Below are 22111 nucleotides of genomic sequence, written 5' to 3'. Positions count from 1 at the left end.
ATGTCAACAATCCGGCTGCAATCCGTCCACGCTGTCTCACCACGTGCTCACTGGATGGCGAGTGCTCGCTCACGCTGTGGTGCTCCCTTAATCTGTTCGCGTGAGCGATCCTGTCCAGCACCGCGGCGCGTTACGCGCTGTGCGCGGCGGGCTGCTCGCCGTCAGCTCCGCGGCACTGGCCGTCACCGCGCACGCCCTCGCCGACGGCGGGGTGCCGGACGCGGCGCTGACCCTCCTGCTCACCGGCCTCATCGGCTGGACCGCGACCGCGCTCGCCGGGAAGGCACGCGGACCGCTCGCCACCATCGCCCTGCTCGGCAGTGGTCAGCTCGTCATGCACCTCGTGCTCACCACGCTCGCCGGGCACGCCATGCCGGACGCCGGCGCCGGGCTCACGATGACCGCCGCGCACGCCGTCGCCACGGTGCTCACCGCACTGCTGCTCGCCCGTGCCGACGCGATGCTGCTCGCGGTGCTTTCGGCCCTGCGTGCCGTCCTGCCACTGCTGCTCGGCACCCTTCCGGTGCCCGCCGCGGCCCCCGTCCCGCTGCCGGTGCGCACCGCGAGCCCCGGCCACCTGCTCGACATCCAGCTCCGTCGCGCACACGGGCGACGCGGCCCGCCGGTCCGCTCCTGAACCCCAGCTTCATCCCCCCTTTCTCCGGCGAATCCCCCGAGATTCCGCCGCCCCCATACCCCGTTCAGGAGTTTTCGTGTCCAAGCACGTCTTCAAGCGCGCCGGTTTCCTGGCCGCCACCATCGGTATCACCGGTCTGCTCGGCGCCGGTGTCGCCTCCGCCCACGTCACCGCGAACGTCTACGGCACCCAGCCGACGAAGGGCGGGTACGGCGCCATCTTCTTCCGGGTGCCGAACGAGGATGCCAACGCGGCCACCGTCAAGGTGTCGGTCGACCTCAAGCCCGAGTACGGCATCGGCGGCGCCCGCACCCGCCCGATCCCCGGCTGGACCTCCGAGGTCACGAAGAGCAAGCTGCCCGCGCCGGTGACCACCGCGTCCGGCACGCAGATCACCGAGGCCGTCACCAAGATCACCTGGACCGCGCAGCCCGGCACCAAGATCGGCCCCGGCAACACGTCGTTCGAGGAGTTCGAGATCAGCGCGGGCGCGTTGCCTGCCAACGTCGACCAGATCGAGTTCCCGGCCGAGCAGACCTACGACAGCGGCAAGGTCGTCAACTGGAACCAGCCGACGCCGCCGAGTGGTGAGGAGCCCGAGCACCCGGCGCCGGTCGTGAAGCTGGCCGCGAAGGGCGCGAGCGGCGACGCCCACGGCGGGGCGCACGCGAGCAAGGATGGCGACCAGGCCGCGGCGACGTCGTCCTCCGACAACACGGCACGCTGGCTCGGCGGCGCCGGGCTCGTCGTCGGCGCGCTCGGCCTCGGTGTCGGCGCGGGCGCGATCCTGCGCTCCCGCCGTCCGGCTGCCACCAGCGCCACCGACACCACGAAGAACGAAGAGGGAACCAAGTAATGCGCAAAGCGCTCACCGCGCTGGCGATCACCGGGGTGGCCCTGCTCGCCACGGCCACCCCGGCGCTGGCGCACAACGTGCTGGTCTCGTCCGACCCGGCCAAGGACGCCTCGGTCGCGACCGGGCCGTCGCAGGTCAAGCTGACGTTCGACCAGTACGTGCAGAACGCCGACGTCAACCAGATCGCGGTCACCGGCCCGAACGGCGGACAATGGGCCGAGGGCCCGGTCAAGGTGGAGAACAACGTCGTCAGCGCCCCGCTGCGCGCGCTCGGCCCGGCCGGGAAGTACACCGTCGGCTACCGGATCCTCTCCGCCGACGGGCACGCGGTGACCGGCGAGATCCCGTTCACCCTCACCACCGCGGGCACCGGCACCCCGGCGAGCGTCGACGCGGCGCGCTCCGGCGGCACCGGTCAGCCCGCGGGTGCGGCTCAGCCGTCCTCCGGCGGCGGAGTGCCGATCTGGGTGTGGATCGCGGGCGCCGTCGTGCTGCTCGCGATCGGGCTGACCGTCGCGCTCCGGACCGGCGGCACCAAGGAGAAAGGCCAGTAATGACTCGGGCCGGGACCACCGCAGGAGTCCGCTACGCCACGCTGTTCTGCGTGGTGGCGGCGGGCATCGTCGGCGCCCTCATCGGCGTCGCGCTGACCGCCACCGCCCCGGTGCCCGGGGTGGCGCAGGTCAGCGAGGTGGTCTCGGCCGCCATCCCGGTCGTGCGGGTGCTGCTGGATCTCTCCGCGGTGACCACGATCGGGCTGGCGCTGCTCTCGGTACTGGTCGGCTACGACCGCCCGAAGCTCACCGAGCCGATCCTGCGGCTCGCCCGCCCCGCCGGCGTCGCCGCCGCGCTGGTGTGGGCGGCGACCGCGATCGTGACGCTCATCCTGCAGACCGCCGAGTTCAAACCGGGCTCGCCGAAGCTGTCGATGGCCGACATCGGCGGCTACATCGCCGAAGTCGGTGCCGGGAAGGCGCTCGTCATCGTCGCCGTGCTCGCCCTGCTGCACGCCGGGCTCGGCGCGTTGTCGCTGCGGCACGGCGAAAAGGTGCCCGCCGAGGTGCGGGTCGGACTCGGCCTGTTCGCGCTGCTGCCCCTGCCTGTCACCGGGCACGCGTCGAACTGGAACTACCACGACTACACGATGATCTCGATGGAGCTGCACGTCATGAGCGCCGTTGCCTGGACAGGCGGGCTCGGCGCGATGGGCGTGCTCCTGGTCGCCAACCGGACGCTGCTCGCCCACGCGCTGCCACGGTTCTCGAAGCTGGCGACGCTGTGCCTGATCCTTTCCGCGGCCACCGGACTCTTCAACGGGCTCATCGAGATCTCGCTCAACCCGACCATCGGCTTCTGGGCAGGGGTGTTCACCACGCCGTACGGCCAGCTGGTGCTGCTGAAACTGCTCTGCACCGCCGCGATCGCCGTGCTCGGCGCGAACGTGCGCTGGCGGCTGATGCCGCAGATCATCCGGCACAACCGCACCGCGTTCGCCGCGTGGGCGGCGCTGGAGCTGACCGTGATGGGGCTGGCGTTCGGCTTCGCGGTAGTCCTCACCCGCGCCCCGGTCGCCGCTTCCTGACCGGACTCCCGGACGGGTGATCAACTTCCCAACCGTTAACACTCCGTGATTGCAACTTGCACATTTGGGGGAAGCGTGATCCATTGGAGGTGATAGGTCGGGCAGAATTATCTACTCTCCGAAGACGATTTTCCTAATGCGACGAACGGTCTTTTGTCATCGCCGAATGCACGTGCATTTCGCGCAGTGAGCGAAGTCAGCGATAGCGCGACCAGCGCGTTTCCGTACGGCCGTGCCGCAGGTCGTCCAGTCGCCGGTACAACTCCGCCCGCACCTGCGGATGACTGCGCAGAATGGGCAGCACGCTGGTCGTCAGCTTCAGTTCCCGCACCGCCCTGAGCACGGAGAACCCCGGCCAAGTGGTGACGTCGAAGCCGTACGCGGCGGCGAAGGTGCGGTACCGCTCCGGCGGGTCACCGAAGCGCGCACTGCCCACGGCGAGCGGCGTCAGGTCCCATTCCGGCGGCCCGATCCCGGAGGAGTCGAAGTCACAGAGCACCGGGCCGTCCGGGCCGGGGATGAGATTGCCGGGGTAGGCGTCGCCGTGTACCAGTCCGCAGGGCAGCGGGAAGTCCAGCGAGGCCAGTGCGTCGTCCAGTTCGGCACACCGGTCGAGCAGGAAACTCCGGTCGTCCTCGGCGATTTCCTCGGCATCCGACACCCTGGCGCGCACCGCGGCGAGGGGCGCCCACGCGGCAAGGCCGTCCGGGGGTTCGAGGGCGTGCACGCGGCGCAGCAGCCCGGCCAGTTCGGCCACGGTCGCCGAACGGCCGGTGCTCGGCACCTCGTGCCAGACGGTCACCAGGTGCTCGCCGACGTGCAGGGGCTGCTCGATGCCGTCGAGCAGGCGGATCGCCGGAACGTCGTGCCGTTCGAAGTGCTTCGCGACCCGGACCACCGTCCCGACGCGATGCCGTAGCCGGGTCGAGCCGACGATCCGGACGACGACCGGCGCGGAGGCCAGCGCGTACACCGCGTTGTTCGTGAAACGCAGCAGCCGTGCTCCGGCGGGGTCGAGTCCGAGCAACGCGCAGGTCGCTTTCAGCGCGCCGTACAGTTTCTCGGGCGTGAACCGGCCGTCCAAGACGGTCCCAGCGGCTCCTGCTTCAGGCCGCGTAGAAGATGTGCAGGCGATCGACCAGGTCACGCGCGTACGCATTGTTCTGACGGCGCACGGCTTCTTCCCGCAACGGCTCCATCCGGTCCTTCACCCGCTCCGATTTGAGCCCCTCGGCGCAGTCGATGGCCCTGCCGCCGACCTTCGCGCCGTGGTCGATGTCGCCTTCGAGCAGGTGGTTCGTGGCCAGCGCGCTGAGCATGAACGCCTTGCTGCGGGCCATGTCGTCGTCGTAGGAGTCGACCGCGCGGGTCAGCGCCGGGATGGCGTACTTGGTGTGGTCGGCGTTCTGCTGCGCGAGCACGGTGTGCACGGTGCCGACCATCGCGTAGACGTCGGTCTCGGTGAAGAACTTGACCCAGGACTCGGCTTCGGCGAGGTTGGCCCGCTCGAACTCGTCCTTGCTCCGGCCGAGCAACTTCACCGCCTGCTCCTCGTTGCCCATCATCGCGTAGGCCCACGCCTCGTTGGCGCACAACACCGAAACCGCCAGTTCGGAGCCGGATTCCTGGGCCGCGATCTGGCCCAGTTGGAACAGCTTCAGCGCGTCGTTCGGCGCGTCCTGATGGAGGTAGACCCGGCCCATCCGGTAGAGCACGTTCGCGACCAGCGGGTGGTTGTCGCCCTGTTTCGCCAGGTCGAGCGCGTTGGCGAAGTGACCGCGGGCGGAGTCGAGCAGCCCGGTGTCGAACGAGGTCCAGCCGGCGAGGCTGTGCAGGTCGGCGAGCGCGACGAAGAGCCTGTTCTTGACCACCTCGGTGCCGTTGGCCTCGAGCATCTGCTGTCCCCACGACAGCTGCGCGACCACGGCGTCCCGGCAGAAACCACCGCCGTACTGGTAGTCCAGCGCCCGCAGTGCCCTGGTCGCGGCCTCCACCTGGCGCACGTCGGTCATCCCGATCCGGCCCGGTGCCGGCGTCCTCGCCGGTCCGGCCGACCACGTTCCCGATTCCGGTCCGAACACCGCCGCGCCCATGGTGACCTGGGCGGCGTGCGCGAGGAACCTCCGTCGCTTCACGGATTCGTCCTCCTCAGCCTGCTGGCCGCCGACGGTGCCGACGACCCGTATCGCTGTGGCCTCGTCGTAGGCGAGGCCCATGTATCCACGTTGGACACCCAACCCGTCGGCGATCCTCGTGAGCACGTCGTAGGCCATGACCTGGCGGCCCTTGAGGATCTCCGACACCTCGGACTGTGACTGGCCGGTCAGCGCGGCGATCTGGCGCTGCGAGATGCCGTGCTTGCGCAACAACCGGTACACGGCACTCACGTCCCGAACGGCGAGTGCCGCTCGCATCTCGGCCTGCTCCCAGGCCTCCGCGGGAACCGTGTGACCCTGCCGGGCCTCGGAACCGGGTCCGTTGCCGCCACCATTGGCGTCCATTGCGCCCCCTCACCGTCCGTCGGGCGTCTGTGAAACAGCGTAGGCAAAGCTCTTGAACCGTGTGAAACAGCGAAACCGCGCCCTGATCGGTCCGGGCGAAGTTCCTCGACCGCTTACCGTGGAACCGCGTCCGGTCACCGCTATGACGCCGTTTCGACCTTCTATCCCACTCGGTTTCACTTCACTGTAGTTGTCAGATCTCCGTCACCGACCGGATACCGGCAGCGATTACGGAGAGCTACGAAAACCGGTCGAGAGGAACCAGCGCCGGACAAGCGGACAGCAGGACTACAGAGCGGAGAAGAGCCAGTGGAGTTCGTGGACTCGATCGCAGCCGGGCACGCCGGTACCGCCATGCGACCTGTGCGGCCGGCGGCGATCACGAAGGCGGCGGCCATGAACACGACGCCACAGGCACCTCGCCCCATCGCCTCCGCGCCCGTCGACCCCCGTACCGCGAGCCTGCGCCGCTACGAGGGCGGGCAGCTGGTCTGGCGCGTCCAGTGCGGCGATCTGATCAGCCGCGAACGCGCGGTCACGGTTTTCGTCGAAGACAACCAGGTGGTCCTCGTGTCGCCTCCCGGCGAGACGGCGCGACTGACCTCCGGCCAGCTCGGCCAGCTCAGGGCCGCGCTCAACGAAGCCGCCAAGATGGCGGAAAGGTAACGGTGAGCTCTCGATGGATCAGGTACTAGGCCAGGTCCTGCGCAACGCGGTCTGGGAACGCCTCGACATGCTGGCGGATCTCGCGAACCGCGCGGACGCGCAGTCGCTGGTGTCGGTGGCCCGCTCCGAACTGCCCCGGCTGGCCGAAGGCTGGCGCACCATGCTCAAGGCACACGAGCCCGACGAGCGCGGTGACTGCCCGACCTGCTCGACGCGGTGGCACCGCTGCAAGGCGCCGTGCTCGGTCTGGCAGGCCGCGCACGAGCACCTCGTCGCGGGCGGCCTCGCCCCGCAGCAGACGACGAGCGCGAGCAGGCTGCGTCCTGGCAGGCGCCGCGCCGCCGTTCCCGGCCAGTCCCGCGGCGGCGCACCCACGCCCGCCGAAACGACGGGGCGGCACGCACTGGTCCCGCCGCGGCGGGCCGCCGCGCCGGCCTGACCCGACCCGGCGAACGCGACAGCCTGCCGCCCCGCCCCCATCGGCTCGATGTCGTGTTCGCCCCGGCCGAAGCGGATCTGTCCGGAAACCCCGACCGTGACAGGTCGACGCTCGGCAACCATCCCGGTCCCCACCGCGATTAATCGAAAAATTTCTGCGGAAACCCTAGCGGAGGGCATAATCCGACCGCTAGATTGCGAAGATCATCAGCTGCAGGGTGCGGTTTTCGTAGATCGCGCGCTGCACACCCCGCCCACGAGTGGCCCCTTGATTCCGCGGGCCGGTGCCGTTGCACTCCCCTCCCCCGACCGGCACCGGCCCGCGGTTCCACATCCCATACCGGTCAGCTGACCGACTTCACCCGCGTGACCAGGACCCCGGCGATCACCGTCGCGGCGGCCGACGCGGTGAACAACGCCGGATAGCCCCCGAACGACGCGAGGATGACGGTCGTCAGCAGCGGTGCGACGACCTGCGGCAGCGAGTTCGCGATGTTGACGACACCAAGATCCTTCGCCCGGTCCTGCGCGGCGGGCAGCACCTGCGTCAGCATCGCGAGCGCGACAGCCATGTACGTGCCGAAGCCGACACCCAGCAACGGGGACGCCGCGAGCGCGACCGGCCACGTCTGCCACACCACGAGCAGGAGCGCGGCGAGCGCCATGACCGCCGACGCGCCGAGGACGTACGGCTTCCGGCGGCCGGACTTGTCGGAGAAGTGCCCGGCGAGCACCGCGCCGACCACCAGCGCGAAGCCGTAGAGCCCCATCATGATCAGCAGCCCGGTGTCCGGATCGGGGTAGTGCACCGCGTCCTTGAGGAAGAACAGCAGGTACAGCGTCCCGAACGCGTTGCCGAGGTTGATCATGAAGTGGCACGCCCACGCCCAGGCGAAATCCGGATGCCGCCGCGGGGAGACCCACAACTCGGTCAGTACCGCACGCAGCCGGGTGGACGGACGGAACGCGATCGGCAGCCGCGCGTCCGGTGTCCGCAGCACGAACGCCGCCGCGCCGCCGAGCACGATCGCCGAGCAGACGGCGTAGGCCAGCGGCAGCCCGGCGAGGTCGAGCATGACCACGACCACCGCCGAGCCGAGCACCGTGCCGAGCATCTGCGCGATGCCGACGAGCCCGCCGGCCTGGGCGCGCTGGGCGATCGGCACCCGGTCGGCCATCCCGGACATCAATGTCGCGAGCATCCCGTTGAGCCCGGCCTGCACGAGACACCAGCCGATCGTCATCACCGCGACGTCCGGCGCGATCGCCAGCACGAGCAGTCCTGCCGCGGCGACCGTCGCGCCCGCGACCGTCCACGGATGACGGCGGCCGAAGCGGGAGCAGGTGCGGTCGGACAACAGCCCGATCGCCGGGTTCATCACCATCGCCACCACCGCGCCGACGCCGGTGACGAGACCGAACACGAACTCCTTGTCCGCGGCGGCGAGCAGCTCCGCCTGTTTCGGCAGCAGCACCTGGATCGGCGCGTAGATCCCGAGCCAGAGCGCGAAGTTGGCGGTGAACAGCAGGCTCATCCAGCCCGCGCGGACCCGGACGGCCGGTTCGGCCAAGGCCTCCGGCACCTCGGACGACGGCTGCGGTTCGGCAGTGAGCTCACTCATGGCGCACCAGTTTCCGGTACCAGTGGAAGGAATCCTTGGGTGTGCGGCGCTGCGTCTCGTAGTCGACGTGCACCAGGCCGAACCGCGGCGCGTAGCCCTTGGACCATTCGAAGTTGTCCAGCAGCGACCAGACGAAATAACCGCGGACGTCCACCCCGGCGTCCATCGCCTCGCGCACCGCGCCGAGGTGACCGGCGAGGAAGTCGACGCGTTCGGGGTCGTGCACCGCTCCGTCTTCGCCGACCTCGTCAGCGAAACTGCAGCCGTTTTCGGTGATGTGAACGGGCGGCAGCTTCTCGCGGTAGCGCTCGTGGAAGGACACCAGCAACTCGCGCAGGCCGTGCGGGACGATCGGTGAATCGTTGGTCGTCATCGGATAGCCCTCGATCGGGCGAAGTTCGAACGGGAGCGGGTTGCCCTCGCCGGGCGCGGCGACGCCCTGCGGCTCGTAGTAGTTGACGCCGTAGAAATCGAGTGGCTGCGCGATGGTCGGCAGATCGTCGGCGAATCCCTCGGGCAGATGCGGATGCAGCTGTTCCGGGTACCGGCCCAGCAGAACGGGGTCGGCGTAGAGCCGGTTGATCAACGCGTCGAGCCATTCACCCGCGGCGCGATCGGCGGGAGTATCGGCTGCGGGCCAGATCGGCGAGTGGTTGTTCGCGGTGCCGATGCCCGTGGCACCGGCGGCGCGCAGGGCCTGGACCGCCTTGCCATGGGCGAGCGCCTGGTGATGCGCGGTCGGAACGGCGTCGAGCAACAACGTCCTGCCCGGCGCGTACTCCCCGATCGCATAGCCATAAATCGACATGACCATCGGCTCGTTGAGCGGAATCCACAATTTCACCCGATCGGCGAATCGCTCGCCGAGGATCGCGGCGTACTCGGCGAACCGGTCCGCGGTGTCACGGGAAAGCCAGCCGCCGTCGTCCTCGATGGCTTGCGGGCTGTCCCAGTGATAAAGCGTGACGACGGGGGCGATGCCGGCCTCGCACACCGCGTCGATCAGCTTGTCGTAGAAGGAAAGTCCCTCCGGATTCGGGGCACCCTTCCCGGTGGGCTGGATCCGTGGCCAGGCGACCGAAAGCCGGTACGCGCCGACGCCGAGTTCGGCCATCAGCGCGACGTCTTCGGGGTACCGGTGGTAATGATCAGCCGCGACGTCGGCGTGTTCACCGCGTGCTACCTTGCCCTCGGTTGCGGTGAAAGTGTCCCAAATGGACGGTCCGCGACCGCCCTCCTTGGTGGCTCCCTCGATCTGGAAGGCCGAAGTCGAAACTCCCCAGAGGAAATCGGGCGGGAAGGTCGGGTTCTCCACCGGCTACGCACCTTTCGTCCTGCCACCCGTCCGGGTGAATGTGAAAAGTTCTCATATACTAGGTCGTCGTCCGGGCCGGGGGAAGCCCGTCGACACGATAAAGTCCCAGATCGGAAAGTGGAGGAGGAACTCAGTGCCCGACGTCGAGGCCTCGAAGGTGTCCGCTGACACCACCCCTCTCCGGCGGCAGCCGGTGCAGCAACGCAGTGCGAAGCGTGTCGAGCAGATGCTCGACGCGAGCGCCGCGTTGATAGACGAGCTCGGCTACGACGCACTGACCACGACGCTCATCGCGAAGCGGGCGGGGGTTGCCGTCGGCTCGCTGTACCAGTTCTTCCCCGACAAGCGGGCTGTGGTCCAGGCGCTGACCCAGCGCAACATGGAACGCTTCGTCGCCGCGGTGAACGAGCGGCTGACCGAACTCAGCCCGGAGCACTGGTGGGACGTCGTCGACTCGATCCTCGACATCTATCTACGGATGCACCGCGAGGTACCGGGCTTCTCCAAGGTCCACTTCGGCGACGTGGTCGACCGCCAGCTGCTCGACGAGGATCGGGACAACAACGCGGTACTCGTCGACTCGCTGACCGACATCCTCAGTGTGCGGGTGGACCGGCCGGTCGAGGACCTGCGCTTCGCCATCACCATCGCCAACGAGGCCGCCGACGCACTGCTCAAACTCGCGTTCCGGCGCGAGTCACGCGGTGACGAGAAGATCGTCGCGGAGACGAAGTACCTGGTGAAGGGCTATCTGGCGAGCAAGTTCGGCGAATGACGGTGATCAGTAAGCGCCTTCCCCGAACTGAGGACCGGGACTGACCTAATTGCCGCCTACCCTCGGCCGGGTCACCGAGCGAGGGAGCACACGATGAGCCGAATCGACCACAACCAGCCGCTGGGCACGCCGACGTGGATCGAACTGGAGGTCGCGGATCTGCCCGCGACCCAGGCGTTCTACGGGTCCGTTTTCGGCTGGGAGTTCGCCACCGGCGAGCACGGCACCACCTGTCTGCTGCGCGGCCTCCCGGTCGCGGGCTTGCGCGAGACCATGTCGGCGGGCGGCGGCTGGACCGTTCACCTGGCCACCGACGACTGCGACGGCACCACCAAGCAGGCCGTCGCCGCGGGCGGCACGCTGTTCGAAGAGCCGCACGACCTCGGCGACGAGGCTCGTACGGCGCTCGTCGTCGACCCGACGGGCGCGCGGTTCGGGCTCTGGCAAGGACGTTCCCGGCCGGGCTGCCGGTTGGTCAACGAACCGGACACGCTGGTGCGCAACGACCTGGTCACTCCCGCCGCCGAGCGGGCGCGGGCCTTCTACACCGCGGTCTTCGACTTCACGCTGGACGGCAACAAGGACCTCCCCGGCGTCGATTTCACCTTCCTGCGCAGGCCGGACGGGCACGAGATCGGCGGCATCATGGGATCGGCCGACGCAGCGGCGTCGAGTTGGGCGACGCTGTTCGAGGTCGCCGACGCCGACGAAACCGTGGCGCGAGTCAAGGCCGCGGGTGGGAAGGCCACCGCGCCGGAGGACACGCCGTACTGCCGGATGTCCACGATCACCGACCTGTGGGGCACGGAGTTCTCAGTAGGATCCCGGCAGTAATCAGCCGAAGTTCTGCTGCTCGCCGCGGTAGGTCGGCACGGTGCGCTCCACCCGGTCGCCGGAGACCAGGTGATAGTGCGTGAACCGCTCGGCGAGTTCGCCTGCCTTCGCGTGACGCATCCAGACGCGGTCGCCGAGCCTCAGCGACCGGACGGCTTCGCCGGTGACCGGCGTTTGGACTTCGCCCGCACCCTCGAAGCTCAACAGCGAGAGCCCCGAAGGCAGGTACGGCGTCGGGACGCGCGAAGGTCCTGTCGGGCCCGAAGCAATGTAGCCGCCGGAGTAGAGCGTCGCGACGTTGCGCGTCGGGCGGCGCACCACCGGAAGTGCGAACAACGCGGCAGGACGCGGCGAGAAATGGGTGTAGCCGTCGAAGAGCGTCGGTCCGATCAGCCCCGAACCGGCCGCGACCTCGGTGACCGCGTCCTCCGCGACCGTGGATTCGACGCTGCCGCTGCCCCCGCCGTTCACGAACTCCAGATCCGCGATCGCACGCACGGCCCGCACCGCGGCCCCGCGCCGTCGTGCCAGCTCCGCCGCCGACCGGCGCTGCATCCAGCCGACGACCGCGTTCTTCGGACGGCCGCCGTCGGCGTCGCCGAGACCGGCGATCTGGCCCTCGTACGCCATCATCCCTGCCAGGCGGAAACCCTTGCGCGCCATGATGATCCGGGCCAGTTCGGCGGCCTGCTTCGGGGTGAAGACCGGCGACCGCCGGGTACCGACGTGCACGCCGGGCAGCGGCCGCCACGACGCGTCCAGCTCCAGGCACACCCGGATTTCCGGATGCCCGTTCCCCAGCGCGGCGTCCACCAGGTCCAGGTGCTCGGCCGAATCGACCATGATCGTGATCGCCGCTCGCGCGCGTTCGTCCGCCGCGAGCCTGCGCAGCGCCCCGTAATCGGCCGTCGGGTACGCGACGACTATGTCGTCCGTGGTGCCCTGCTCGACGTGCCAGACTGCTTCGGCCAGCGAGTAGCACATGAGGCCGGTGAAACCCGGCTTCGCGAGCACCCGCTCCAACAGCGCACGGCAGCGCACGGATTTACTGACCACCCGGATCGGCTTTCCCGCGGCGCGGCGCACCAGGTCGTCGGCGTTCGCGTCGAAGGCCGCCAAGTCGACGACGGCGAACGGAGGATCGAGGTCCTTGGTCGCCGCGTCGTACACCGTCGCACTGGTCACCGCTCTAAAGTACGACAACAAGGCTTGAAACGCGAATACTATTCACTTACTGTTTCGGCACTCACACCTCTGAGGAACAGGTGCAGACGCATGACACGGTGGAGCAACTGGGCCGGTACCGCGCACGCCTCGCCGCAGCGCGTCCATCAGCCCCGCAGCGTGGCCGACATCGCCGAAACCGTCGCGACGGTGGCCGCCGCAGGTCACAGCGTTCGCGCCTGGGGCAGTGGCCATTCCTTCACCGCGATCGCCGTCGCCGACTCGGACGCGCTCGACCTGACCCGCTGGACCGGCATCGAAAAGGCCGACGTCTCGACCGGGCTCGTGACCGTTCGCTCGGGTACGACGTTGCGGCAGCTCAACGCCGAACTCGACGCACTCGGCCTGGCGATGACCAACCTCGGCGACATCGACGCGCAGACCGTCGCGGGTGCGATCTCGACCGGAACCCACGGCACCGGCGCGAAATTCGGCGGGCTCGCGACCCAGATCGCCGCGCTCGAACTCGTCCTGGCCGATGGCTCGGTCGTGAGCTGCTCGGCCACCGAACGCCCGGAACTATTCGCCGCCGCCCGGGTCGGGCTCGGCGCGCTCGGCGTCATCACCACCGTCACGCTCCAGTGCGAACCGTCGTTCGTGCTCTCCGCGCAGGAACGTCCGGAGCCCTTGGAGCAGGTCCTCGAAGGTTTCGACGAGTTCGCCGCGAACAACGACCACTTCGAGTTCTACTGGTTTCCCTACGGCCGCGACGCGCTGGTCAAGCGCAACAACCGGCTGCCTGCCGACGCCGAGCGCAAGCCGCTGAGCAGGCTCAAGCAGTTCATCGACTACGACCTCACCGAGAACATCGCGTTCGGCGGGCTGTGCCGCATCGGCCGCGCGGTGCCGAAGCTGGTGAAACCGCTGGGCGGCTTCGCCTCGCAGGTGCTCTCGGAACGCGACTACAGCGACGTCTCCCACCGCGTGTTCGTCACGCATCGTGGGGTCCGGTTCACCGAGTCCGAGTTCGCGGTGCCGCGTGAGTCCGTCCTCGACGTGCTCGCCGAGTTGCGCGCGCTCGTGCCGCGCTTGGAGAACCCGGTGATGTTCCCGGTCGAGGTCCGCGTCGCCGCGGGCGACGACATCTGGCTGTCCACCGCACACGGCCGCGACTCCGCCTACATCGCCATCCACCAGTTCACCGGCATGCCGTATCGCGAGTACTTCGCGGCCTTCGCCGACATCGCGGGCCAGGTCGGCGGACGCCCGCACTGGGGCAAGATGCACGACCTCGACGTGCACACGCTACGGACGCGCTACCCGCGTTTCGACGACTTCCTGCGTATTCGCAAGGAGGTCGACCCGGCGGGCGTCTTCACCAACACCTATCTCGACCGGATACTCGGACCGCTCACTTAGCCTCTTGTCCAGCACGGTCGTGCGTGATCACATCGGCGGGTGAACAGCACGACCACGGAAGCGCCGTCGCGGCGCCGGATCGCGACCGCCAGCTTCATCGGCACCGCGATCGAGTTCTACGACTTCTACATCTACGGGACCGCGGCCGCGCTGGTTTTCGGCACGGTGTTCTTCCCGAAGTTCTCCACGCTCGCCGGCACACTGGCCTCGTTCGCGACGTTCGCGGTCGGGTTCATCGCCCGTCCGCTCGGCGCCGTCCTTTTCGGACATTTCGGCGACCGGCTCGGCCGCAAGCGGATGCTCATCGTCTCGCTGCTGCTGATGGGCGGGGCGACCGTGGTCATCGGGCTCATTCCGTCCTATGCGGACATCGGGGTGGCCGCGCCGATCCTGCTCGTGATCACGAGGTTCCTCCAGGGCATCGGCCTCGGCGGGGAATGGGGCGGCGCGGTGCTGCTCGCCACCGAGTACGCGCCGCCGGGCAAACGCGGGCTGTACTCGGCGTTCCCGCAGCTCGGGCCCGCGATCGGGTTCGTGCTGGGCAACGCGTTGTTCCTGATCCTCAACGCGACGATGTCCGCCGACACCTTCCGCTCGATCGGCTGGCGCATCCCGTTCCTGGCCTCGGCGATCCTGCTGGTCGTCGGCTTCTACATCCGGATGCGCATCGCCGAGACGCCGATCTTTCAGGCCGCGCTGGACAAGCAGGAGCGATCCCGCGTCCCGTTCTTCGAGCTGCTGCGCCGCCAGCCCGGCGTGCTCGTCCTCGCCACGCTGTCGTTCATCCTGGCGCACACACTCTTCTACACGGTCACGACGTTCGTGCTCTCCTACGGCACCGGAACGCTCGAGGTCAGCCGTACGACGATGCTCGTCGCGGCCATGATCGCGGTGTCGATCATGGGCGTGCTGACGCTGGTGTTCGCGGTGTATTCCGACCGGATCGGCCGCAGGCTGCTGTGCATCGCCTCGGCGACCATCGCCGCGCTCTGGGCGTTCCCGATGTTCTGGCTGATCGAAACCCGGGAGCCGGTGCTGATCACACTCGGCATGACCGGCGGCATGCTGTGCTTCGCGATGCTCTACGGCCCGATGGGCGCGTTCCTGCCCGAGTTGTTCCGCGTACGGTTCCGCTACTCCGGCGCGTCCTTCGCCTACAGCGCGGCGGGAGTCGTCGGCGGCGGGGTCAGCCCCATCATCGCGACCGACCTGCTGGCGAAGACCGGCTCGTCCACGCCGATCTCGCTGTACCTGATCGGGATCGCGGTGATCTGCCTGGTCTCGCTGCTGCTGATGCGGGAGACGAAGGACGCCGACTTCACCGACGGCCTGAGGCAGTGATGTTCGCGCTCGACGGCGTGCACGCGGTCGTCACCGGCGCCGCCCGCGGGATCGGCCTGGCGACGGCCACCGCGTTGGCGGCGCAGGGCGCCGAGGTCACGCTGATCGACCGCGACGCCGTGGCACTGACCGCTTTGGACAGTCCACACCGGACGATCGCGCTGGACGTCACCGACCACGACGCCCTCGCCGACGCCGTCCGGACATCGTTGGCGGACGGGCCAGGCCACGCGGTACTGGTCAACAACGCGGCGTTGCTGGACACGACGCCGCTGGCCGAGCTGACCCCCGAACGCTGGGAGCGGGTGCACGCGGTGAACCTGACCGCGGCCCTCACCACGATCCGTGCCGCGATCGCCCCGATGCGCGCACGCGGCGGACGGATCGTGAACGTCGCGTCGGTCGCCGGACGTCAGGGCGGCGGGTTGCTCGGCACTGCGGCGTATGCGAGTTCCAAGGCGGGTCTGATCTCGCTGACCCGCAGCGCCGCACGCGAGCTGGCCACCGAGGGGATCACCGTCAACGCCGTCGCGCCCGGCCCGGTCGACACCGGCCTCATCAACGACCAGGACCCGGAGCTGCTGCGCCGCATCCTCGCCGCCGTGCCGGTGGGACGTCTCGGCACGGCCGAGGACATCGCGGCGGCGGTCTGCTTCCTCGCTTCGGCCGAGGCGAACTGGATCACCGGCGCCGTCCTCGACGTCAACGGCGGTGCGTTGATGGCTTAGGCGGGCTCGAACAACGCGCTGACGGACTCGCCGTTGTGGATGCGGCGGATCGCCTCGGCCATCGCCGGGGCGATCGACAGGATCTTGAGCTTGTCCGTGCGTTCGTCCGCCGGGATCGGCACCGTGTTGGTGCAGACGATCTCCAGCACGTCCTCCTGCGCGCCGATCCGCTCGATCGCCCTGGCGGCGAAAAGCCCGTGCGTACAGGCGACGCGGATCGAACGCGGCTTCAGCTCGCGAAGGCGGTCCAGCAGTTCGAGGACCGTGCTGCCCTTGGCGATCTCGTCGTCGAGGACGATCACGTCACGGCCGGTGATCTCGCCGATCACGGAGCTGATCTGGACGCGGTCATCGGCGAAGCGCTGCTTGGCCCCGGCGGCGACCTGCGCGCCGAGCAGCCGCGCGAAATGCGCCGCCTCCTTGGCGTTGCCCAGATCCGGCGACACCACGGTGGTCTGCGAAAGGTCGTACTGCCGGAAGTAGCGGGCCAGCTCCTGCAACGCGTGCAGGTGATCGACCGGGATGTCGAAGAACCCGTGCACCTGCGGCGAATGCAACGTCATCGCCAGCACCCGGTTCGCGCCCGCCGTGACCAGCAGATCGGCGACGAGCTTGCCACCGATGGAGATCCGCGGCGCGTCCTTCTTGTCCGAACGCGCGTAGGAGTAGTGCGGGATGACGGCGGTGATCCGGGCGGCCGAGGCGCCGCGCGCGGCGTCGAGCATCAGCAGCAGCTCGACGAGGTTTTCCTGCACCGGGCGAACCAGCGGCTGGATGATGAAGACGTCGCGTTCGCGGCAGTTGGCCTGCAGCTGCACCTCGAGGCAGTCGTTCGCGAACCGCTGCACCCGCACGGGAAGCAGGGGGACGTCGAGATGCGCGCAGATCTCCGCCGCGAGCTCGGGATGGGCACTTCCGCTGAAGATGGCGATCTCGCGTGCGCTCACTTCCGACAGCCTAACGGTCCTCCATCAGAGCGTCGCCAGGGCTTCGGCGACCGTCAGGTCCCCGGAAATCAGCTCCAGCGTGCGGCCCGCGGTCTCGGGCGCGTCGAGCAGGCCGACGAGGGCGCGGGCGACGTCGTCCCGCGGGATCTTGCCGCGGCCGGTCGAGTCCGAGAGGTACACCAGCCCGGTGCCGGGATCGTCGGTCAGCTGACCCGGCCGCAGGATCGTCCAGTCCAGATCGCGGGCCCGCAGGTCGTCCTCGGCGGCCTTCTTGGCCTCCAGGTAGACGCGGAATTCCGGACTGAACGCGGGCGAGTCGAGCTTGTCGGTGCCCATCGAGCCGACCTGGATGTGCCTGCGCACCCCGGCCCGTTCGGCCGCTTCACCGAACAACGCGGCAGCACCACGGTCCACAGTGTCCTTACGAGCGGTACCGCTGCCCGGCCCGGCGCCCGCGGAGAAGATCGCCGCGTCGGCACCTTCGAGCACCTTGACCACAGCGTCCACATCGGACTTCTCCAGGTCGAGCACCACGGCACGGGCACCGACCGTTTCGAGGTCCGTCACGTGTTCGGGATTGCGGACGATCCCGACCGCCTCGTCCCCGCGCGCGGCGAGCAGTTTCTCCAGCCGCAGCGCGATCTGACCGTGTCCACCGGCAATGACAACTCGCATACCGGTGACAGTAGTACGGCTAGTCGACGTCCGCCGGGACCTCGGTGGCGCGCAGGAGCTGGTCGTAGACGAGCTCGTTGACGTACCGGGAGACCGAGTCCTCGGCGAGCAGGATCCGCTCGTCGCGGCCCTCCAGGTCGAGGTCGATCATCGCGTTCGGGTCGGCGGTGACGACGGCGAGGCCGTACGCGCGGGACCGCGGCAGGCAGTTGCCGACGTAGTCCTCCGTCAGTACGGCTGGCGATGGCAGAACCATCGCGGCCTCGCCGTAACGTGCGAACGGAACCGCGGAGGCCATCGCGGTGCGCCAGTGCCGGGCGACCGCGAGGACGCCGATGATCTCGGCGGCCGGCGCGGGTGCGGTCGCGGCCAGCTCCGGCCAGGTCCAGGTGTCGACGGTGGCGCGGTCGGCGACGGGACCGACACCCATCGCGATCCGCTCGGCGTGCACGTCGGTGCGCAACCGCGCGACCACGCAGACCTTGCGGCCGAGCATGGTCGTCTCGGGCAGCACGACTCCGTGCCAGCCCAGCAGCGCGGCGGCCTTGCGGGCCAGCTCTTCGACGCTCGCCGGAAGCTCGATCGGCGGCACCACACGGCTGGGCAGGGACCGGCTGCGCTTCGCGCTCCCGGTGACCGCCGAGCTCTCGGTGTTCTGAGGTGTAGCCGCCACGAGTCCGCCTCCTTCAACCCTGTACCGCTCGTGCCAGCGGAAACCGGCACAGGTACTTGAGTACCAGTGCGACGGCGCGGGGTCTCCGGGTAGCGGGAGTGGCTGCGATCGACGGCGCTCAGCGGTCGGTGACCGGTCGACGGGCGGTCGTCGGACTTCGGTCCGACCGTGCCGCCAACCGAGTGAGGGCAAGGTGAGTGGCATTACTGTGCGCCCGCGAACCACTACCGAAGGCACAGAACCGGCGTAGGGCAAAGGATTCAACGCGCTAGGCCATTCAGCCCAATCGACTCGGATTCCACAGTGGACGTCGAAGTGATGACCAGCGAAAGCGGTTGCGGTTGCCCCATCCGTGTTCCCTCACCCGGTTGGAGGTGACTTGCACCGCAGCGCCCGGGCGGCGCCCGGGTTTATGGTTACTCGTCGGTATACAACCGTGCATGGAGGATCGATGCGCTCGCCGAAGGACTTCTTCGCCCCGCTCGCGCTGGGCGCGCCGGAACCGCTCCGCCAGATCCCGGTGCGGCCGTCGCGGATGATCCACTTCTTCGATCCCGGCAACGAGAAGATGGCCGCCAAGGTGCCGGACATCGCGAAGAAGGTCGACGTCCTGCTCGGCAACCTCGAGGACGCCGTGCGCGCGGACCGCAAGGAGGCCGCGCGCAGCGGGCTGGTGGCGATCGCCAAGGCGAACGACTTCGGGAAGACCCAGCTGTGGACGCGCGTCAACAGCCTCGACTCGCCGTGGGTGCTGGACGACCTGGTCACGCTGGTCACCGAGATCGGCGACAAGCTCGACGTCATCATGGTGCCGAAGGTCGAGGGCGCCCAGGACATCCACTACGTCGACCGGTTGCTCGCCCAGCTGGAGGCCCGCGCCGGGCTGGAGAAGCCGCTGCTCGTGCACGCGATCCTGGAGACCGCGAGCGGGGTGGCGAACGTCGAGGAGATCGCCGGCGCGAGCCCGCGCATGCAGGGCATCTCGCTCGGCCCTGCCGACCTCGCCGCGAGCCGCCGGATGAAGACCACCCGGGTCGGCGGCGGGCACCCCGGCTACCTGGTGCGCACCGACCCCGTCGGCGAGGACCTGATCACCGGGCGCACGACGTACCAGCAGGACCTGTGGCACTACACGGTCGCGCGGATGGTCGACGCGTGCGCGATGCACGGGATCCTGCCGTACTACGGGCCGTTCGGGGACATCCGCGACGTCGTGGCCTGCGAGGACCAGTTCCGCAACGCGTTCCTGCTCGGCTGTGTCGGGGCGTGGAGCCTGCACCCGGTGCAGATCGACATCGCGAAGAAGGTCTTCTCCCCCTCGCCTGCCGATGTGGCCTGGGCGCGCCGGGTCATCGCCGAGATGGGCGACGGCACGGGCGCGGTCATGATCGACGGGAAAATGCAGGACGACGCGTCGGTGAAGCAGTGCCGGGTGGTCGCCGAGCTGGCCGACGAGCTGGCCGCCGACGACCCCGAACTCGCCGCCGCCTATGACGCGGCCACCAAGGAGGCTTTGGCGTGACCGAGGTCAAACCGCGCCGTTCGGTGCTGTACATGCCGGGCGCGAACGAACGCGCGCTGGAGAAGGCGAAGACGCTGCCCGCGGACGCGCTGATCCTCGACCTGGAGGACGCCGTCGCGCCGGACGCGAAGGAAGAGGCCCGTGAACGCGTCTGTGCCGCGGCTTCGTCCGGGGATTACGGCAAACGCGAGGTGACCATCCGGGTCAACGGCCTCGACACCGAATGGCACGACGCCGACCTGCGCGCCGCCGCACAGGCTGGCCCGGCCGCGATCGTGGTGCCGAAGGTGAACTCGGCGGCCGAGGTGCACAACATCGAGCGCGCGCTGGAACTCGGCGGCGCCCCGGAGAGCACGAAGATCTGGGCGATGGTCGAGACGCCCGTCGCGATGTTGCACGCGGCGGAGATCGCGGGCGCGTCGGAGCGGCTGACCGTGCTCGTGATGGGCACGAACGACCTGGCCAAGGAGCTGCACGCGGAGTTCGTGCCGGGCCGCGGACCGCTGCTCGGCGGGCTGTCGCTGGCGCTGCTCGCGGCACGGGCGACCGGGAAGGTCATCCTCGACGGCGTCTACAACGACGTGAAGGATCTCGAGGGATTCGAGGCGGAATGCCTGCAGGGCCGCCAGTACGGCTTCGACGGCAAGACGCTCATCCACCCCGGGCAGGTCGAGCCGTGCAACCGGATCTTCGCGCCGTCCGAGGAGGAGATCGACCGCTCGCGCCGGATCATCGCGGCGTTCGAAGAGGCTCAGGCAGCGGGTAAGGGCGTCGTGACGGTGGACGGGCGGATGATCGAGAACCTGCACGTGGACAACGCGCGCCGGGTACTCGCCCTGGCCGACGCCATCGGCACGCCTGCGGAGTAGGTGGGCCCGGCCCCGCACCGAGGGACGCCCTTGGTGCGTTGGATGAGACGAGGGCGTCCCCGGGTGCGGCCAGTGCACCGAAGGCGTCCCTCGGTGCGGGGGCTCACGGCCAGGGGCGTTGTTCGGGGCGGAGGCGTTCGAAGGCGGCACCCGCCCGCAGCACCGCGACGTCGGCGAAGCGGGGGCCGGTGATCTGCAGGCCGATGGGCAGGCCGCCGGAGGTGTAGCCGCAGTTGACGGCGAGCGAGGGCTGGCCGGACATGTTGTACGGCACGGTGAACGCGATGTGCTCCAGCGCGCGGACCGGGTCGTTGGTCGGCGAGGCCCATTCCGCGGGCGGTGGACTGACCGGGCTGGTCGGCGAGAGCACCAGATCGAACGGGGCGGTCGCGCGCAGGGCAGCCACACTCACCGCGTCCATCTGGGCGAAGGCGCGGTAAGTGTCCACACCGGACACTTCGGCCCCGCCCCCGGCCCACGCGGCGATGTAGGGCAGGACCTTCGCGCGGCGCTCGGCGGGCAGTGCCGTCATGTCGGACCAGGCACGAACGCGCCAGAAGCGGTCGAGGCCGTCCAGCATCTCCCGGGTCGTGAAGGCGGCCACCGGCTCCACCACTGCGCCAGCGGCCTCGAAAAGCCGCGCGGCCTCGGTGACGGCGGCGATGATCTCCGGTTCCACCGCGAGGCCCGTTCCGGGATCGAGGTGGAGTCCGACGCGCAGACCGCGCACCGAGGCGTCCACAGTGGACCAATCGAGGTCCGCGGGTGGCAGGCACAAATGGTCGCGTAGGTCGGGCGCGGACAGGACGCTCATCAGCAGCGCGGCGTCGGCCACCGTGCGGGTCATGGGCCCCGCGACGCGGCCGAGGAACGGCGGGTCCACCGGGACGCGGCCGAAGCTCGGCTTGAGCCCGGCCAGACCACACCACCCGGCGGGCAGCCGGATGGAGCCGCCGATGTCGGTGCCGACGTGCAGCGGTCCGTACCCGGCAGCCGCGGCCGCACCGGCGCCCGCGCTCGAACCGCCCGGTGTGCGCGACGGGTCCCACGGATTGCGCGACGCGGTGTGGAAGCTCGACAAACCCGAGGTCAGCATGCCGTAGTCCGGCATGGTCGTCTTCGCCACCAGCACCCCACCGGACTCGCGGACTCGGGCAGCGGCCGGCGCGTCGGCGGGGGCCGGGACGAGTTCGGTGGCGGCCGTGCCGAGCGGGACCGGCGTGCCGCGCGTCGCGATGTTCTCCTTCAGCGTCAAGGGGACGCCATCGATCGGGCCTTGAGGCTCCCCCGCCTGCCAACGCGCCTCGGACGCCTTCGCGTCCTCTCGCGCGCCAGCCGGGTCGTACGCGTAGAGCGCGTGTAGCTCGGGCTCGCGCGCCTCGATGCGGGCGAGGACGTCCTCGGTGACCTCGACCGGCGAGAGCGTGCCCTCGCGGTACGCGGTCACCAGCTCGACGGCGGTCAGATCGGCCAACTCCGGCACGGCGTTCCTCCTCAGCGTCGGTCCGTGAAGGCCTCCTTACCGGCGCTCAACGCCGTGAAGGAGG

22 protein-coding genes are annotated in these 22111 nt (G+C 69.4%); 13 read left to right on the top strand and 9 right to left on the bottom strand.

Translation table 11 applies throughout. The features are described 5' to 3' along the window. Positions 1–151: 151 nt before the first annotated feature. The 4 genes from ACFWY9_RS19865 (at position 152) to ACFWY9_RS19850 (ending at position 3075) form a co-directional block, all read left to right on the top strand. Positions 152–637 (top strand): hypothetical protein, encoded by a 486-nt coding sequence (locus ACFWY9_RS19865; protein ID WP_378326075.1) that lies wholly within the window; start codon positions 152–154, stop codon positions 635–637. Positions 638–713: 76 nt separating this feature from the next. Next, the gene (locus ACFWY9_RS19860; protein WP_378339485.1) at positions 714–1493 is read left to right on the top strand and encodes a YcnI family protein; all 780 of its coding nucleotides are present in this window, start codon (positions 714–716) and stop codon (positions 1491–1493) included. Next, positions 1493–2047: a copper resistance protein CopC gene (locus ACFWY9_RS19855; protein WP_378325965.1), complete on the top strand. Its 555-nt coding sequence runs from the start codon at positions 1493–1495 to the stop codon at positions 2045–2047. Before ACFWY9_RS19860 ends, ACFWY9_RS19855 begins: the two co-directional genes overlap by 1 nt. After that, complete coding sequence (locus tag ACFWY9_RS19850) at positions 2047–3075, top strand: copper resistance D family protein (RefSeq protein ID WP_378325966.1); 1029 nt, start codon at positions 2047–2049, stop codon at positions 3073–3075. Before ACFWY9_RS19855 ends, ACFWY9_RS19850 begins: the two co-directional genes overlap by 1 nt. A 196-nt stretch (positions 3076–3271) precedes the next feature. Here the strand turns inward: ACFWY9_RS19850 and ACFWY9_RS19845 are convergent, their stop codons facing one another. After that, positions 3272–4159, bottom strand: a complete 888-nt coding sequence (locus ACFWY9_RS19845; protein ID WP_378325967.1) for a phosphotransferase — start codon at positions 4157–4159, stop codon at positions 3272–3274. A 22-nt stretch (positions 4160–4181) separates the two neighbouring features. Beyond that, positions 4182–5576, bottom strand: coding sequence for a tetratricopeptide repeat protein (locus ACFWY9_RS19840; RefSeq protein WP_378325968.1), 1395 nt, complete (start codon positions 5574–5576; stop codon positions 4182–4184). Between the two features lie 309 nt (positions 5577–5885). Between ACFWY9_RS19840 and ACFWY9_RS19835 the strand changes: the two genes are divergently transcribed. Together ACFWY9_RS19835 and ACFWY9_RS19830 are read left to right on the top strand one after the other, a co-directional pair. Continuing rightward, a complete protein-coding gene (locus ACFWY9_RS19835) occupies positions 5886–6242 on the top strand; it encodes a hypothetical protein (RefSeq protein WP_378325969.1) in 357 nt (118 codons plus the stop codon). 13 nt (positions 6243–6255) lie between these two features. Beyond that, positions 6256–6681: a hypothetical protein gene (locus ACFWY9_RS19830; RefSeq protein ID WP_378339483.1), complete on the top strand. Its 426-nt coding sequence runs from the start codon at positions 6256–6258 to the stop codon at positions 6679–6681. A gap of 343 nt (positions 6682–7024) precedes the next feature. Here ACFWY9_RS19830 and ACFWY9_RS19825 read toward each other — a convergent pair whose 3' ends face one another. Together ACFWY9_RS19825 and ACFWY9_RS19820 are read right to left on the bottom strand one after the other, a co-directional pair. After that, positions 7025–8302, bottom strand: coding sequence for an MFS transporter (locus ACFWY9_RS19825; RefSeq protein WP_378339482.1), 1278 nt, complete (start codon positions 8300–8302; stop codon positions 7025–7027). Beyond that, on the bottom strand, positions 8295–9617 hold the full coding sequence (locus tag ACFWY9_RS19820) for a GH1 family beta-glucosidase (RefSeq protein WP_378339480.1): 1323 nt from the start codon (positions 9615–9617) through the stop codon (positions 8295–8297). The genes ACFWY9_RS19825 and ACFWY9_RS19820 overlap by 8 nt, the downstream gene beginning before the upstream one ends. Before the next feature lie 133 nt (positions 9618–9750). Here ACFWY9_RS19820 and ACFWY9_RS19815 point away from each other — a divergent pair, with 133 nt between their 5' ends. Beyond that, on the top strand, positions 9751–10392 hold the full coding sequence (locus ACFWY9_RS19815; RefSeq protein WP_378325973.1) for a TetR/AcrR family transcriptional regulator: 642 nt from the start codon (positions 9751–9753) through the stop codon (positions 10390–10392). A gap of 93 nt (positions 10393–10485) precedes the next feature. Further along, positions 10486–11226 carry a VOC family protein gene (locus ACFWY9_RS19810; RefSeq protein ID WP_378339478.1) on the top strand — a complete coding sequence of 247 codons (741 nt, stop codon included), beginning with the start codon at positions 10486–10488 and terminating at the stop codon, positions 11224–11226. Here the strand turns inward: ACFWY9_RS19810 and ACFWY9_RS19805 are convergent, their stop codons facing one another. Then, complete coding sequence (locus tag ACFWY9_RS19805) at positions 11227–12411, bottom strand: amino acid deaminase/aldolase (RefSeq protein WP_378325976.1); 1185 nt, start codon at positions 12409–12411, stop codon at positions 11227–11229. Between the two features lie 90 nt (positions 12412–12501). On the opposite strand from ACFWY9_RS19805, the gene ACFWY9_RS19800 reads away from it, so the two are divergent. The 3 genes from ACFWY9_RS19800 to ACFWY9_RS19790 are packed head-to-tail and all read left to right on the top strand — an operon-like array spanning position 12502 to position 15878. Further along, the gene (locus ACFWY9_RS19800; RefSeq protein WP_378325978.1) at positions 12502–13809 is read left to right on the top strand and encodes a D-arabinono-1,4-lactone oxidase; all 1308 of its coding nucleotides are present in this window, start codon (positions 12502–12504) and stop codon (positions 13807–13809) included. Positions 13810–13848: 39 nt separating this feature from the next. Continuing rightward, complete coding sequence (locus tag ACFWY9_RS19795; RefSeq protein ID WP_378325979.1) at positions 13849–15150, top strand: MFS transporter; 1302 nt, start codon at positions 13849–13851, stop codon at positions 15148–15150. Beyond that, positions 15150–15878: an SDR family NAD(P)-dependent oxidoreductase gene (locus ACFWY9_RS19790; protein ID WP_378339477.1), complete on the top strand. Its 729-nt coding sequence runs from the start codon at positions 15150–15152 to the stop codon at positions 15876–15878. Before ACFWY9_RS19795 ends, ACFWY9_RS19790 begins: the two co-directional genes overlap by 1 nt. Here the strand turns inward: ACFWY9_RS19790 and ACFWY9_RS19785 are convergent. Genes ACFWY9_RS19785 through ACFWY9_RS19775 form a run of 3 tightly spaced genes read right to left on the bottom strand, consistent with a single transcriptional unit; the run spans position 15875 to position 18173 of the window. Continuing rightward, positions 15875–16825, bottom strand: coding sequence for a ribose-phosphate diphosphokinase (locus ACFWY9_RS19785; protein WP_378339475.1), 951 nt, complete (start codon positions 16823–16825; stop codon positions 15875–15877). The genes ACFWY9_RS19790 and ACFWY9_RS19785 overlap by 4 nt on opposite strands. A 24-nt stretch (positions 16826–16849) precedes the next feature. After that, positions 16850–17500, bottom strand: coding sequence for an SDR family oxidoreductase (locus ACFWY9_RS19780; RefSeq protein WP_378325983.1), 651 nt, complete (start codon positions 17498–17500; stop codon positions 16850–16852). 19 nt (positions 17501–17519) lie between these two features. Next, the gene (locus tag ACFWY9_RS19775; protein ID WP_378325984.1) at positions 17520–18173 is read right to left on the bottom strand and encodes a hypothetical protein; all 654 of its coding nucleotides are present in this window, start codon (positions 18171–18173) and stop codon (positions 17520–17522) included. A gap of 451 nt (positions 18174–18624) precedes the next feature. On the opposite strand from ACFWY9_RS19775, the gene ACFWY9_RS19770 reads away from it, so the two are divergent. Both ACFWY9_RS19770 and ACFWY9_RS19765 read left to right on the top strand, forming a co-directional pair. Further along, entirely contained in the window at positions 18625–19695 is a 1071-nt protein-coding gene (locus tag ACFWY9_RS19770) for an HpcH/HpaI aldolase/citrate lyase family protein (protein WP_378325986.1), read from the top strand. After that, positions 19692–20564 carry an HpcH/HpaI aldolase/citrate lyase family protein gene (locus ACFWY9_RS19765; RefSeq protein WP_378325987.1) on the top strand — a complete coding sequence of 291 codons (873 nt, stop codon included), beginning with the start codon at positions 19692–19694 and terminating at the stop codon, positions 20562–20564. The genes ACFWY9_RS19770 and ACFWY9_RS19765 overlap by 4 nt, the downstream gene beginning before the upstream one ends. 103 nt (positions 20565–20667) lie before the next feature. Here ACFWY9_RS19765 and ACFWY9_RS19760 read toward each other — a convergent pair whose 3' ends face one another. Continuing rightward, on the bottom strand, positions 20668–22047 hold the full coding sequence (locus tag ACFWY9_RS19760; protein WP_378339473.1) for an amidase: 1380 nt from the start codon (positions 22045–22047) through the stop codon (positions 20668–20670). Positions 22048–22111 lie beyond the last annotated feature (64 nt).

This window comes from Amycolatopsis sp. NPDC059027 (assembly GCF_042739735.1).
In the GTDB taxonomy this organism is placed as follows: domain Bacteria; phylum Actinomycetota; class Actinomycetes; order Mycobacteriales; family Pseudonocardiaceae; genus Amycolatopsis.
The sequence above is the reverse complement of the archived record's forward strand: the minus strand, read 5'-3'. Positions and strand labels throughout refer to the sequence as shown.